This is a genomic window from Candidatus Thermoplasmatota archaeon (assembly GCA_035541015.1).
GTDB lineage: Archaea > Thermoplasmatota > SW-10-69-26 > JACQPN01 > JAIVGT01 > DATLFM01.
On record DATLFM010000087.1, the window covers coordinates 1 to 13,811 of the forward strand.

Here is a 13,811-nt window from a genome sequence, read left to right on the forward strand (position 1 = left end):
CACGTGACGCGGGTCCGCGGCAAAGAGCCGCCGCGCATCCTCGATGGAGTGCGTGAACGCGTACAACGCGATGGCGCCGCCCGCCACGAGACCCCCCACGAACCCGCCGCCCGGCTCGTGGTGCCCCCGCAGCAGCAGTAAGAGCGCGAAGAGGACGAGCAGGGAGAAGAGGAAGCTCGTGGCCGTGCGCGCGATGACGGTCGTCATGACGGCGGCCTCCGCGTGCCAAGGAGCGCGAGCACGCCGACGGCGGCCACGGCAAGCACGGTGATCTCGCCAAGCGTGTCGAGCGCGCGGAAGTCGACGAGGATCACGTTCACCACGTTTCGGCCGTGCCCCTCGGGGACGCTCGTCTCTCCGAAGTAGCCGGAGATCTTCTCCGGCGCGGGGGCCGCAAGGGCGGCCAGAACGAGCGCGCCCACGACGACCCCGATCGAGAGCGCAATCGCCCCGTCCCGCCGCAGGGTCGGCCGCGACGAGCGCTGGGTGAAGCGCGGAAGCCGGCGCAGGATGAGGACGAAGAGCACGACCGTAAGCGTCTCGAAGAGGATCTGCGTCATGGCCAGATCCGGCGCGCCAAAGAACAGGAACACGACGGCCGTTCCGTATCCCACCACACCCAACGCCACGACGGCCGTAAGGCGCGAGGACGACAGGCACGTCACGGCGGCCGCCGAGAGCATGACGAAGGCGATCACGACCTCGTGCACGCGGATGTCCGAGGAGAGGCCAAAGCGCGGGACGCCTGCGGCCGAGAGCGCCAAGGCGGCCAGGAGCGCGGCCACGGCAAGCGCCACGCCGACGTAGCCGCGCAGGCGGCCGTGGTGGACGATGAGCGTGAGCCGCGAGGCGAGCACGGGAAGGGCGTCCATGCCCCGCGCGTACGCGCGGGAGGGTCCGTACCGCAAGACGCGCTCCAGTCGCGTGTGGACGCCGTGCAGGCTTACCCATCCCTTGAACAGCACGAAGCCGCCGGCAAGCGCCGCGAGGCTCAACGCAAGCGCGGGCGTGAACCCGTGCCACAGCAAGAGGTGCGCGGAGCTTACCGGACCCAAGGCGGCGGAGGCCGTGGCCGCCGTGAGGGGCTTCTCGACGAGGTGGGGCAGCGCGCCGAGGAGGAGCCCGGCCACGGCAAGGAGAAGCGGGCCGCCCCACATGGCGAGCGAAACCTCGTGCGGTTCACGAGGAGTCGGGCGCGTCGGCCCGAGGAACGGACGCACGCCCACGATGCCGGCCACGGCCACGAGGAAGGCGCTTGCAACAAGCGCGAGCGCAAGCGCCGCAAGCGGCGCGGCCTCCACGAGGGCTTCGATCAGGAGCTCCTTGCCGATGAAGCTGAAGAAGGGGGCAAGGCCGGCCAGGGAGAGCGAGGCAAGCAGCGCGGCGGCCGCCGTGAACGGCATGGCGCGGCGCAGTCCCGAAAGGTCGTCGATGTTGCGCGTTCCCGTCGCGTGGTCCACGGCGCCGGCGACGAGGAAGAGGCTTCCCTTGTACAGCGCGTGCGCGAGGAGGAACACCATGGCGGCCAGAACGGCCGCGTCCGTGCCGACGCCAAGCAAGAGCGTGAGCGTGCCAAGCGCGCTCACGGTCGAGTAGGCGAGCACGAGCTTAAGATCGGTCTCCCGCAGCGCCAGGTACGCGCCGACGAGCATGGTGACCGCGCCAACGGCCGTGACCGTGATCTCCCAGGCGGGCGTGCCGCCAAGGCCCGGGTGCAGGCGGGCCAGGAGGTACACGCCGGCCTTCACCATCGTGGCCGAATGCAGGTAGGCGCTGACGGGCGTCGGGGCCGTCATGGCGCCGGGAAGCCAGAAGTGGAACGGGAACTGCGCCGACTTTGTGAAGGCGCCCGCAAGGACGAGCGCAAGCGCCGGCAGATACCACGCGTGCGCGCGGATCGCCTCCCCGGAGGCGGCCATGACGGAGAGCTCGCCCGAGCCGACGACGACGGTGAGAAGGACAAGACCGGCGAGGAGGGCAAGCCCGCCCCCGGCCGTGACGAAGAGGGCTTGGAGAGCCATGGTGCGCGCGTGCTGGTTCTCCTGGTGGAATCCGATGAGAAGGAAGGACGTGAGGCTCGTGAGCTCCCAGAACACGAACAGTCCCACGGCGTTGTCCGAGAGAACGAGTCCGAGCATCGAACCCATGAAGAGCAGGAGCAGGCCCAGCAAGCGGCCGGTTCGCGGGTCGCCGTCCATGTACGCGCCTGCGTAGAGGAGGACGAGGACGCCCACGCCCGTGATGAGAAGCGCGAACAGGAGCGACAAGCCGTCCAGCCGGAACGAGAAGGCGACGTCCAACTGCGGGAGGAAGGGGATCGTCTGGACAACGCTTGCGCCTGCGACAAGCGGCTCCAGAACGAGGAGGTAGTCGACGAACAGGAAGGCGGGAAGCAGCGCTGCAACCCAGGCGGCGGCGCGGCCCAGCAGACGCGGCAGGAACACGGCGAGCGCCCCGGCCGCAAAGCACGCGAGGACGCCGATGGAAAGTTCCAGCCCCATGGCGGGAAGCGAACTCCGGGAGGCGGGTATAGCGTTTGCCATTGGCGTCCGCGGGCCCAATGCCTAAAATAGCCGGGACGGCTTCGTTTCGGCGTGCGGTCGCCCCTACCAGAAGGCGCGGGGGACTTCGCGACGTCGGCGCCGGCCATCGTCCGAGTGTTCCGAGGCGAGGTCGTCGAGAGCGCGCACCGGGTCCACGTGGCCGCCGTCGACTCGGAAGGCCGCCTGCAAGCCTTCGCGGGCGATCCGCGGCGCGTGACGTTCACGCGGTCGTGCGCGAAGCCCTTCCAGGCGCTCCCGCTTCTCTCGACGGGCGCTCTTGAGCGCTCCGGCTCCTCCGACCGCGAGCTTGCGATCGCGTGCGGAAGCCACGGCGGCGAGCCCGCGCACGTGGAGACCGTGCGCGCGTGGCTTGCACGGCTGGATTTGGACGAAGCCGCGCTTGGGTGCGGGCGCCACGCGCCGCTCACCCGATCCGCCGCGCGCGTCGTCGGAGCCGACTACGGTTCGCTCCACCACAACTGCTCCGGCAAGCACGCGGGCATGCTCGCCGTGGCGCGAACGCTCGGCGAACCGCCCGAATCGTACCTCGATCCTTCGTCGGCCACGCAAGCTTGCGTCGTGGAGGCGGTCGCGCGCGAGGCGGGCGTGCCCAAGGACGCGATCCGGACGGCCACCGACGGATGCAGCGCGCCCAACTTTGCGCTCCCGCTTGCCACGATCGGGCGCCTGTTCGCGAGGCTGGGCGCCGCGCGGCAGGGCGACCTCGCGCGCGTGCGCGGCGCCATGCTTGCCCATCCCGAGATGATCGCGGGGACGGACGCCTTCGACACCGACCTTGCCCGCGCCTTTGGGGGCGCCGTCGTCTCCAAGGTGGGCGCGGAAGGCGTGCTCGGAATCGCTACCCCGCGCGTGGGGATTGCGCTGAAGGTGGACGACGGCGCCACGCGCGCGCGCCCTCCCGTGGCCTTGGCCGTGCTCGAAGCGCTGGGCTTCGCGCCCGCCGATCCCAAGCCGCTGGAGCGTCATGCCGACTCGGCGCTGCGCAACTACGCGGGGAACGTCGTGGGGCGCCTCGACGTCGAGCTTGCGATGCGGCGCGTCTGACGCTCACCAGCCGCCAGGCTCCGTGCCGGCGCGCATGCGCTCGACGAGCGCCAGAAGGCGCGCATGCATCCCCTCGGTCGTGTCGCGCATCGCGCCCCCGTGCGCGGGAAGCACCCATTCGAAACGGTGCTCCCTCGCCAGCCGCGCGAGCGACTCGATCTGCCGTTCCCACGACCACCATGCGACCGACTTCCAGGCGCCAAGGTCGCGCCGGATCCGGCTTCCGAACAGGGAGTCGCCCGTGAAGAGCGACGCGTCGTCCACGAGGTACATCGAGTGTCCTTTCGTGTGGCCGGGCGTGGGGATCGCGAGGACCCCGCGTTGGACCTCCGCTTCGTCCCGGAACGTGCGGAGGGGCACGCCCCCGGGCGCGGCGTCGGCGTCGTCCTCGTGGATCCAGACTTCCGCCGCAAAGCGCCTCGCGTACCGGCCGGCGTCGGCCACGTCGTCGCGATGCGTGAGAAGGATCTTCGAGAGCCCGCCGCGCGCGGCAAGCGCGCGCTCGACCGGAGCGGCCCAGCGGGGCGAATCGACCATGAGGTTGCCCTGCGGGCGCTCGACGAGGTAGCTCATGGCTCCAAAGCTGTCCGGGCTTGCGTAGCCCAGCCGGGAAACCCCGGACCCGCCGTCGATCGGCCACGGGTACGCACGCTCCACGACATCGCGCGTGAGCGGCCCGCCCACGCTTCCCGTCGGGCACGCAAGCGCCCCGCGCGCGGCCAGCAGCGCCTCCTCCGGGTCCGCCGGTTGGCGGGCAACGTAGGAGAGACCGTCGCGCAGCGACTCCGCGAACAGACGCGGCGCGAGGTTGCGGACAAGGTCGCAGTCGATGCAGGTGGAGTCCACGAACCACGGTCCCGGCGCGTTTTCCGGATGGCGACGACGCGGATCGGCCATCGCCTTGCCCATGGCGACGCAAGCATAAAAGTGGCGCGAGCGCCCTGCCGCCTTGTTGCTCCGTCTCCTGCGTGGCCTCGTGTACGAGATCCGCCCCCTGCCCATGGGGGCCGCTCTCCTGGCCGCGCTGCTTGGTGTGCGGGTGGCGCACGGCGAACTCGCGCTCGCGTTCCCGTTCCTTGCCCTCGTGTTCCTCGGGCTGTACGCCGGACACCTTCTCGACAGCTACGTCGACTACGAGTTGCGCCACGAACCCAAGCTCGTGTACCTCGGAATCTTCGAGGATTCAGGCGGGCTCCTCGCCGGCCGCGAGCTCCTTGCCGCCACGGCGGTTTCGCTTGTCGCCTTCGCAACGCTTCTGGCAAGCGTCGCGCACGCGGGCCTCGCCTTCGTCCTCGTGGCCCTCTCCGGCGCCGCCATCGCCGTGGCGTACGCTCCGCTCCTCGACCGGAACCCGGTGACGGTGAGCCTCGCGTACCCGGTTGGCGTCGTGGCCGCCTTCCTCGGGGGTGCCCTGTGGGCCACGCCCTCGCCCGATCCGCGGCTCGCCCTCTTCGCCCTCGTGCTCGCGACGTACCTCGTGGGGGGGAAGATCGTCTCCGACGAGATCGACCTTGCAAGCGACGCGGCCATGGGCAAGCGCACGGCGCAGGTCGCCCTGGGCCGCGCGCGCGCCCGGCGTCTGGGCCACGCGCTCTGCGTCGCGGGGTTGGCGGTGGCGACGGCGCTTGCGTTGACCGGCGTGGCGTCGCTTGTCTCGCTCGTTGGCGTGGCGGGGGCGGCGGCGCTCCTTGCCCAAAGCGCCCGCATGCCCGTCGAGCGCGGCATCGTCGTGCTCGTGGCCGGAGGCTACGTCTACCTCGTCACCTTGTTCGTGGCGTAGGCGACGGCGCCTCGGGCGCGCGCGGTCGCGGCCTTGCCGTAGTTCGTGATGGCAATGCCGCCCAGCACGAGCGCGCCGCCGGCTGCAAGAAGCGGCGTGACCGGTGCGCCAAGGAGCGCTGCGGCCCACAGGATGGCCACGACGGGCATGAGGTAGACGAACACGGCCACCTGCGAGGCGTCCGCTCGTGAGAGCGCGTGGAACCACAGGATCGTGGTGAGGGCGCTCGAGAAGACGCCAAGGAAGAGGATCCACGCCCATCCCGACGGCGAGACCGAAAGCGTAGCCGCGGCGAGGTTTGGCGCGTAGGCGGGAAGCCCGGCGACGAGGATCGCGGTGCCGGCGACCGTGGACCACGTGGCGATCTCGACGCCCGAGTATCGGGCGGTCAGAGGCTTGCCCGCGACGGTGAACACGGCCCAGCTCGCGGGCGCAACGAGGATGAGGGCCGCGTGCTCGACGGCGACGAGCGTGAGCTCCTGGCCGGGCGTGCCAAAGCCCACGATGACCGTGACGCCGGCCATGGCCGTGAGGACGCCTAGCACCTTGAGGCGCGTGAGCGCCTCCCCGAGGAGCGCGCTTGCCAGAAGCAGCGTCCACACGGGCATGCTTGCGACGAGCAAGGCGGCGGTGCCCGGCGGCACGACGACCTGGCCGGAATAGAGAGCGAGCGGGTAGGCGACGGTCGAGGCCACGCCGAGGAGGAAGAACCTTGGCGCGTCGGTTCGCGCGGGCCATCGGAGCGCTCCGACGGCAGCAAGGACGGGCAGGAGCGAGGCGGTCGCGATCACGTGGCGCAGGAAAGTGAGCTCGCCCGGCGAGACCTGCAGGAGCGCCTGGTCGATGGCCGTGTATGCGAGGCCCCAGATGACGACGGTGAGCAGGAGCAGCGCGCCCACGGGAACGGCCATCGGCGCCGACGACCCGTCGGGCAACCTTAAGGATTGCGGCGGCGTTGGCGACGACGATGCGCTTCAAGGCCGCCGTCGTGCAGATGGACTGCGTTTCGGGCGATCGTGCGGCAAACGCGGCCAAGGCCATGACCCTCGTCCGGCAGGCCGCCTCGCAAGGCGCGCGACTCATCGTGCTGCCCGAGATGTTCAACACGGGCTACCTGCCGCATCGCGCGAAGGAACTTGCCGAGACCATGCGAAGCGCCACGCTTGGCGATCTTGCCGCGCTTGCGGCCAAGCGCGACGTGTGGATCGCAGGCGCCATGCTGGAGCGCGGCGAGGACGGACGCTTCTACGATACGGCGTTCCTCGTCTCGGGCGTCGGCGTGGCGGCGACGTACCGGAAGGTGCACCTGTGGGACGCCGAGAAGGCGCATCTTGCGCCAGGCTCGCGGATCGCCCAGTGGAACTGCCGCCTGGGCACCATGGGGCCGCTTGTCTGCCACGATCTCGAGTACCCCGAGCAGGCGGCCGCCTACCCGCCGCTTGGCGCCCGGTACCTCGTCGCGCCGTCCGCGTTCTTCACCGCCGAGCTTTGGGAGCGCGTGACCGTCGACCGCGCACGCGAAACCGGGTGCTATCTGCTGGCTGCCAACCGCGTGGGCGGTGGGGAAGCCGAGGGCGGCCGGCGGTTCTGCGGGCGCTCGCGCGTCGTGGATCCGCACGGCAAGGTGCTCGTCGACGCCGGCGACCAGGAAGGCGTGTTCCTCGCGGAGATGGATCCCGAGGTCGTGCAGAACCTGCGCAAGGCTCGGGCCGGAGTTCCCGGGTGAATCTCACCGCCGCTTGAGAACGTTCAACGCGCTTCCGGCCTTGAACCACTCGATCTGGTCCGCGTTCAACGTGTGGCGCGCCTCGAACGTGCGCTCGGCCCCGTCCGCGTGGTGGAGCGTCACCTGGACGGGCCGGCCGGGCGCAAGCGACGAGAGCCCGCGGATCGAAACGTGGTCCCGCTCGTCGACGGCAAGGTAGTCGTCGCGGCTGGCAAACGTGAGCGGCAGGACGCCCTGCTTCTTGAGGTTCGTCTCGTGGATGCGGGCGAAGCTTCGCGCGATCACGGCCGCGCAGCCGAGGAAGCGTGGGCTCATGGCCGCGTGCTCGCGCGAGGAGCCCTCGCCGTAGTTCTCGTCGCCCACGACGACCCAGCGGAGCGCCTGCTTGCGATAGTCGCGCGCCACGGCGGGCACCGAGTCGCGCCCGCCCGTGATCAGGCTGAGGGCCTTGCCGGTCTCGCCCGTGAAGGCGTTCACCGCGCCAAGGAACATGTTGTCGCTGATCTTGTCGAGGTGACCGCGGAATCGAAGCCAGGGCCCGGCCGGGCTGATGTGGTCGGTCGTGCACTTGCCGCGCACCTTGAGGAGCAGCGGGAGCCGCTCCAAGTCCCGGCCGTCCCACGGCGCAAACGGCTCAAGCGGCGAGAGGCGCTCGCTTCCCGGGCGGAAGACGACCTGCACCGCGCGCCGATCGGAGGGCGGCGGCGCGTAGCCGAGGTTGTCGCGCTCGAAGCCGGAGGCAGGCACCTCGGGCGCCGGCGGCGGCGGCTCGAGGCGCCAGCGCTTGCCGTCGGGCGCCACAAGCTCGTCGCGCGAGGGGTCGAAGTCCAGCCGCCCCGCGAGGCCGTAGGCGACGACCATCTCCGGCGAACCGACGAAGGCAAGCGTGTTCGCGTTGCCGTCGTTGCGCTTGGGGAAGTTGCGGTTGTAGGAGGTGACGATGACATTCGTCTCGCCGGGCTTGAGTTCGGGGCGGCTCCACTGCCCGATGCAGGGTCCGCAGGCGTTGGCGAGCACGGTTGCGCCGATGGCCGAGAGCGCCGCCATCTGCCCGTCGCGCTGGATCGTGAGGTTGATCTGCTCGCTGCCGGGCGTCACGAGGATGGGCGTGGGCGCCCTGTGACCGTGCGCGTGGGCCTGGCGCGCCACCGTGGCCGCGCGCTCCATGTCCTCGTAGCTCGAGTTCGTGCAGCTTCCCACGAGCGCGACGGCGACTTTTTGCGGGTAGCCTTCCTTGGCCACGGCCTCCTTCATCGCCGAGACGGGCCGGGCAAGGTCGGGCGTGTGCGGGCCCACGAGGTGGGGCTCCAAGGTCGAGAGGTCGATCTCGACGACGCGGTCGAAGAACCGCTCCGGGTTCGCCTCGACCTCGGAGTCGGCCACGAGGAGATGCTTGTGCCGGTCGGCAAGCTCGGCGAGCGCGCCGCGGCCCGTGGCGCGAAGGTACACCGCCATGCGCTCGTCGTACGGGAAGACGGACGTCGTGGCGCCCACCTCGGCGCCCATGTTCGTGATGGTGGCCTTGCCCGTGCAGGAGAGGGCGCGCGCGCCCGGGCCGAAGTACTCGACGACGGCGTTCGTGCCGCCTTCCACCGTCAGGATGCCCGCGAGCTTGAGGATCACGTCCTTGGGGGCCGTCCAGCCGGAGAGCTTGCCCGTGAGCTTCACGCCGATCGTCTTCGGATGGAGAACCTCCCACGGGAAGCCCGCCATCACGTCCACGGCATCGGCGCCGCCCACGCCGGCGGCGAACATCCCAAGCCCGCCCGCGTTTGGGGTGTGGGAGTCCGTGCCGATCATCATGCCGCCGGGGAAGGCGTACTGCTCGAGCACGACCTGGTGGATGATGCCGGCGCCGGGCCGCCAGAACCCCATGCCATATCGGTGTGCGGCGCTCTGCAGGAACTGGAACACCTCCTGGTTCTGGTCGAGCGCGCGGGCAAGGTCTGGCTTCGCGCCTGCAAGTGCGAGGATGAGGTGGTCGCAGTGCACCGTGGTGGGAACGCGGACCGCGTCGAGTCCGGCGCTCATGAACTGGAGGATGGCCATCTGCGCCGTCGCGTCCTGCATGGCCACGCGGTCCGGCCGCAATTGCAGGTACGCCTTGCCCCGGTCAAGCGAGGCGACCGCCGGGTCGGCCATGTGCCCGAAAAGCAGCTTGTCCGCCAGCGTGAGAGGGCAGTTGAGGCCCTGGCGCGCCACGGCCAGGCGCTCCTCCAGCCTCCGGTACGCCGCCGCGACGAACTCGGGCGTGGACTCGATGGGCGGAGGGGAAAGGGAGGGGCTCCCGGGAGGTTTGGACATCGACTCCCGAGAGCCGTGGGGGGCGTAAAAACGTTGGGTCGCGCCCTCACCTACCGGGGAACGAGCCGCAGCGCCGTGTCGATCGCGTGCTGGCGGAAGGTCACCGCCACGCCCCCTTCGACTCGGCCCAGCCACTGGCCCGACCCAAGGCCCACGGGCGCGCCTTCGTCCTTGCCGTACGCGTCGACGTAGAACGGCAGGCGGCCGCTTGCATCGAGAAGCACCTCGCCGTTGATCATGCGGGAATGCTGCCACGTCCGCGGCACGGTCACCCTGCAGGCCCCCGTCGGGCCGATGTAGCTGCAACTCCGAGTTTGCCAGCCGTTTTGGCCTTGGAGGTGTCCCGTGCACGTTCGGGATCCAAGGCCGCCTGAGCATTCGAACGTCGCCGTGGAGCTCCCGGAGCATTCAAGCTGCGTGGTCGTCGAGGACCGGACACGGTGGCTGTACGCTCGGAAGACCATGACGTTGATCTCCCATCCGCTCTGCTGCGTCTCCGAGGAGACGTTTGCGGTGCAGGAGCCGGACACGGTTCCGCTCACGAGGCGAACCTGCGGACCCGACGCTTCGACCGGGACCGCGGCGGCTGGCAGAGCCAGGAGGGCGACAAGGCAAGCAAACCCAAGCCTTCGGGCGCAACGCGATGGTGCCATGCGGACGCCTCCTAGAAAGCCTCGAGGGCGCCGCGACCGACCAGGCAGCCGGTCGCCTGCGTTCCTACAGCCCGCGCCAAGGGCCTACGAGGCAAGGGCCCACGAGGGCAGGTCGCGACGCCTGCCCTCGACGTGACCGTCAAGCCGCGGCGGTCACTTGAGCCCGGGAAGCCGGTAGCCGATCGACGGACCCTTCTCGTGCCCCGGCGAGAACGCTTCCCCGCCAACGTAGTAGCCAAACGCGCCGACGTAGCAGCCGGGATCGCGCGGCGGCGGCGGCTCCTCCGACCGAACCAGGAACGAGTCCAGCAGCCAGCGCACGGTGTGGTCGACGTGCGGGTCGCCCGTTTCGGGCTGCGCAAACCAGCAGGCGAAGCCGGCGGGGAGATCGACGAACCATTCCGAGCAGACGTAGTACACGCCCGGCACGGTTCTGCATCCTTGGTTGTGGTCCCCCCTCGCGGGGGAAGCCATCACCGTGGCGGCGGTCAACACGACAAGGGCGATCAGGGCCAGGCATCGGGCGGTCATGCGATCCTCGGCCGCAGAGGCTCCCGGCAGGGCGCTAAGCTTTGTCCCCGCTTGGTTCAGACGACGGCGCCGGAACGAAAACGCGGCGAACCCCGTCGGACCGCTCCTCGATCTCCTGGGCCGCAAGCAAACGCGTCAGGTGGTGACGCACGAGGGCGCTGGAGAGCTGCAGGTTCCGGGCGATCTGCGCGCGCGTTTCTCCCGGGCGCGAGGCGATCTCGGCGTGGATCCGCGCTCCCGTCGGCGAGACGGCGCGGTGGAGCGGCGCGTCCGGCTGTCCGGCGAGGGCCCACACACGGCGGGACCCCACGACGGGCGCGCGGACGATCCCCGCGGCGAGGAGACGTTGCAGGTGGTATTCGGCGGTGGTGCGATCGACGCCCAGATCGCGCGCAAGCGCGCTGGCCGTCGCCGCGCCCCGATCGCGCAGCCGTTCGCACAGGCGCGCGCGCAGCGCGTGATCCAGAACGCGTTCCCGGCCGATCCGGCTGAAGAGAGACGCCGCAAGCGCCAGCAGTCCGGCGACCGTGGTGAAGGCAAGCAGCAGCGGAGGATCCAGGCGCGGAGGGGCGCGCGGGGCTTCGGCCAGTCGCGCGGAAGGCTCGCTTTGCGACGACGGGCCGATCTGCGACGCGTCCGCCGCGCCGGCGACCTTCGCTTCGGGGTCGTCCGCTCCGATGGCCCGCGGTTGGACCGGCGACGGCTCGTGCGCCGGCATCCAGGCGAAGACGGCGGCTGCGGGGTCCGTTCCGGTCGATCCGACGACGGACTCAGACGGTTGCATCGACGGCATCGATACTTCGCCGCGCAGCGTGCGCGGCTCGAACAGCGCGTTGCGGGCAGCGTCGTAGGCGCCCACGACGACGGGGCCCGTCGAGAAGGATGCAGACGGAATGGCCGCGCGGGGCAGCCGGACGTTCTGGGGCGCAAGTTCCAACCGCTCGCGCACGCCGGCGCCCAGAGAGCCTTCGGACACGGATTCGAGCGGCTTGGCCAGCCGCTTGGCCGCGCACCGGCCGGCGGCGGCCAAGCTGGCGCCAAGACCGGATCCTTGCTTTTGGCCGCACGCGCGACGATTCGCGTATTCGATGCCCTCGGTATCTTCGGCCGCATTGCAGAACGGCGAGTCCGGCACCTCGACGAAGGCGTCCAAAACCGTCTCGGGAGCCGAGCACGACGTCAGGGCTTTTGCGGCATCGCCGGACGCCGCCGTCGCGAGCTCCCACGTCTTTCGCACGTATGGGCGAAGGTCGATCTCAAGCTCCAGCAGCACGTCCAAGCCGGGCGTTTTCACGTCGCCGTCTGGAACCGGTGGCGTCGGCGGCGCGGCAACCCCCTGGCGTGCGTCGTGCCCCGCCGCCGTCGCGGCGCACGACGCGCCATCGGCCAACGTGCACTCGACGGTCGCAAGCGGTTGAGCCGCAGCCGGGGAGCCGTACAACAGCAGCAGCGCGAGCGCAATCGCGAGCGGGCGACGTGCACCACGCTGCGCGGCTCTCCCCATGGCCGCCTTCGTTGGATTACCGTATGATAAAGGTTGTCCCCGATCGGTTTCCGTCGGTCGGGGACCATTGCTCCTAGGACGCCGTTGCCCCAAGGATCTGGCCGGCCAGGGGGATCGTCAACGTCAGATTGCGTTGGTCGACGATCGCCGGGCGGTCGCGATGGTCCACCACGAAGGCTCGCACCGCAAGGGAGATCGTCACGTTGGAGCCCTTGGACGCGCCGGTGACGAATCCGGGATTCGCCGGGTTGAAGGGCAGAATTCCAACGCATTTGTCGTCGATGCACACGGGGCCAGGAACCACTTCCGAGGGCGCGTAGCGATAGGCCGTGCTCACGTTGACCTCAAGGTATTGGCTTGGCACGTGATCGATCCGTTCGTGGATCCGCGCGGTAACGGCCCCCGCGGTAAAGACGCGGATCGAAGGGAGCTGGGTGTCGCCGGCGCGCCCGGTGACGACGTAGAAGCTCGGATTGTCCGGGGCCGGCTTGCCCTCGAGTTCAAGCGCGGCGGTCGGCACCCTCGGCGTGGGAACCGCCAGCGAGACGTTTGCAAGCGTTCGTTCCACCCGCGCCGGGCTTGGGATCTCGCCTCGTACGATGGCGCTGGACGGCCCCTCGGCGACGCCCTCCACGGCGCTCACGCGATAGTAGAAGACGGCTCCCTCGGCATGGCCGCCGTCCACGAATTCGAGACCCGTGGTCGAGCCGATGTGCGAGAACCCGCTCGCGGCTCGATCCGAGCGGTAGATCTTGTAACCGGTCACGCCCGCCAGCTTTTCGGGGGGCAGCCAGCGGACGGTGATCTGGTCGTCGTTGGACCCCCAGGCCGCCGACGGCGACCTTGGCCCTCCCGAAGGAATCGGCACGGTCACGCGGATTTCGTCCAGGGCCAAGCCGGTCTTCGTCCACCAGTCGAGCCGGAAGTTTTCTCCCGGGACCACGTCGAAACTGAGGTCCACGCGCGTCCAGCCTAGGACGCGCGCCTGCCACAGATCGGTTTCCCGGCCGCGCTCATCCACGGCCCGGACGTTGAGCTCGGCGAACACGTCGCTGCAGGCGGCGACCCAGAATTGCAAGGTCACGCGGGAGCCGGCGTCCGGAGGGACCCCGATCGGCTGGGTGGCCAACCGCCCCCACAGTTCATGATGCGACTGGTAGCGGTTGTAGAGGGCGTAGAGTCCCGCCACGGGCCTCGGATCCCCCCCTTCGTGCGTTCCGTTGGGCGGGCAGGCGAGGCCAACGGTCGTAGACCATTCGTTCCGGCCCCAACGGTCGCCCTCCAATCGCCCGCTTTCGAAGCCCTCGTAAAAAAGCGTCGCCGTCGCCGTCGCTTCGGCCGCCGGGCCCAGCAGGGGCACGGCGGACGAGACGAGCACGACGACGAGGGCAACACGAAGCGGCCGCTGCCCGCAAGAGAACCCGTCGCATCGCATGGTCGATTCCTCGACCGCGTGCAGCCGCCTGGAATCCTAGCTTTGCTCCCCGGTTCCTTTAGGGCTACAGATCCATGCCAAGGTCGCGCAGGCGCAGGTCCTTGCGCTTGCGCTCAAGGAAGCTGTACACGGCCGAGTGCGGCGCGCCCGTGAGGATCATCTCGACCGCCTCCTTGGCAAGCGCCACCTCCGGCGCCTCGCCCAGGATCGCGACCGTGTCCCCGTCGATGGAAAGATCCGAGCCCGTGGACGTCTCGATCGTCCGCCGCG

The 13,811-nt window shown here is 70.1% G+C and carries 13 protein-coding genes; 3 read left to right on the forward strand and 10 right to left on the reverse strand.

The genetic code is table 11. The features are described 5' to 3' along the window. On the reverse strand, window positions 1-207 hold a 207-nt coding region (locus VM681_07725), incomplete at its 3' end, for an MnhB domain-containing protein (protein HVL87871.1). Continuing rightward, window positions 204-2,501, reverse strand: coding sequence for a putative monovalent cation/H+ antiporter subunit A (locus VM681_07730; protein ID HVL87872.1), 2,298 nt, complete (start codon window positions 2,499-2,501; stop codon window positions 204-206). The genes VM681_07730 and VM681_07725, both read right to left, overlap by 4 nt. Before the next feature lie 93 nt (window positions 2,502-2,594). Here VM681_07730 and VM681_07735 point away from each other — a divergent pair, with 93 nt between their 5' ends. Further along, complete coding sequence (locus VM681_07735) at window positions 2,595-3,608, forward strand: asparaginase (protein HVL87873.1); 1,014 nt, start codon at window positions 2,595-2,597, stop codon at window positions 3,606-3,608. A 3-nt stretch (window positions 3,609-3,611) separates the two neighbouring features. Here VM681_07735 and VM681_07740 read toward each other — a convergent pair whose 3' ends face one another. Next, the gene (locus VM681_07740; GenBank protein HVL87874.1) at window positions 3,612-4,505 is read right to left on the reverse strand and encodes an MBL fold metallo-hydrolase; all 894 of its coding nucleotides are present in this window, start codon (window positions 4,503-4,505) and stop codon (window positions 3,612-3,614) included. 55 nt (window positions 4,506-4,560) lie between these two features. Here VM681_07740 and VM681_07745 point away from each other — a divergent pair, with 55 nt between their 5' ends. After that, window positions 4,561-5,388, forward strand: coding sequence for a UbiA family prenyltransferase (locus VM681_07745; GenBank protein HVL87875.1), 828 nt, complete (start codon window positions 4,561-4,563; stop codon window positions 5,386-5,388). Here the strand turns inward: VM681_07745 and VM681_07750 are convergent. Beyond that, complete coding sequence (locus VM681_07750; protein HVL87876.1) at window positions 5,361-6,299, reverse strand: DMT family transporter; 939 nt, start codon at window positions 6,297-6,299, stop codon at window positions 5,361-5,363. The two genes, VM681_07745 and VM681_07750, sit on opposite strands and share 28 nt — an antisense overlap. Window positions 6,300-6,355: 56 nt before the next feature. On the opposite strand from VM681_07750, the gene VM681_07755 reads away from it, so the two are divergent. After that, window positions 6,356-7,114: a carbon-nitrogen hydrolase family protein gene (locus VM681_07755; protein HVL87877.1), complete on the forward strand. Its 759-nt coding sequence runs from the start codon at window positions 6,356-6,358 to the stop codon at window positions 7,112-7,114. Window positions 7,115-7,117: 3 nt separating this feature from the next. On the opposite strand, the gene VM681_07760 is transcribed toward VM681_07755, so the two are convergent. The 6 genes from VM681_07760 to VM681_07785 form a co-directional block, all read right to left on the reverse strand. Next, the gene (locus tag VM681_07760; GenBank protein ID HVL87878.1) at window positions 7,118-9,418 is read right to left on the reverse strand and encodes an aconitate hydratase; all 2,301 of its coding nucleotides are present in this window, start codon (window positions 9,416-9,418) and stop codon (window positions 7,118-7,120) included. A 50-nt stretch (window positions 9,419-9,468) separates the two neighbouring features. Continuing rightward, window positions 9,469-10,071 (reverse strand): hypothetical protein, encoded by a 603-nt coding sequence (locus VM681_07765; protein HVL87879.1) that lies wholly within the window; start codon window positions 10,069-10,071, stop codon window positions 9,469-9,471. A gap of 153 nt (window positions 10,072-10,224) precedes the next feature. Next, window positions 10,225-10,602: a hypothetical protein gene (locus VM681_07770; protein HVL87880.1), complete on the reverse strand. Its 378-nt coding sequence runs from the start codon at window positions 10,600-10,602 to the stop codon at window positions 10,225-10,227. A 34-nt stretch (window positions 10,603-10,636) separates the two neighbouring features. Further along, on the reverse strand, window positions 10,637-12,106 hold the full coding sequence (locus tag VM681_07775) for a helix-turn-helix domain-containing protein (protein ID HVL87881.1): 1,470 nt from the start codon (window positions 12,104-12,106) through the stop codon (window positions 10,637-10,639). 73 nt (window positions 12,107-12,179) lie between these two features. Continuing rightward, window positions 12,180-13,541 (reverse strand): hypothetical protein, encoded by a 1,362-nt coding sequence (locus VM681_07780; GenBank protein HVL87882.1) that lies wholly within the window; start codon window positions 13,539-13,541, stop codon window positions 12,180-12,182. Window positions 13,542-13,605: 64 nt separating this feature from the next. Beyond that, window positions 13,606-13,811: RNA-processing protein (locus VM681_07785; protein HVL87883.1), on the reverse strand; the 206-nt coding region annotated here is incomplete at its 5' end.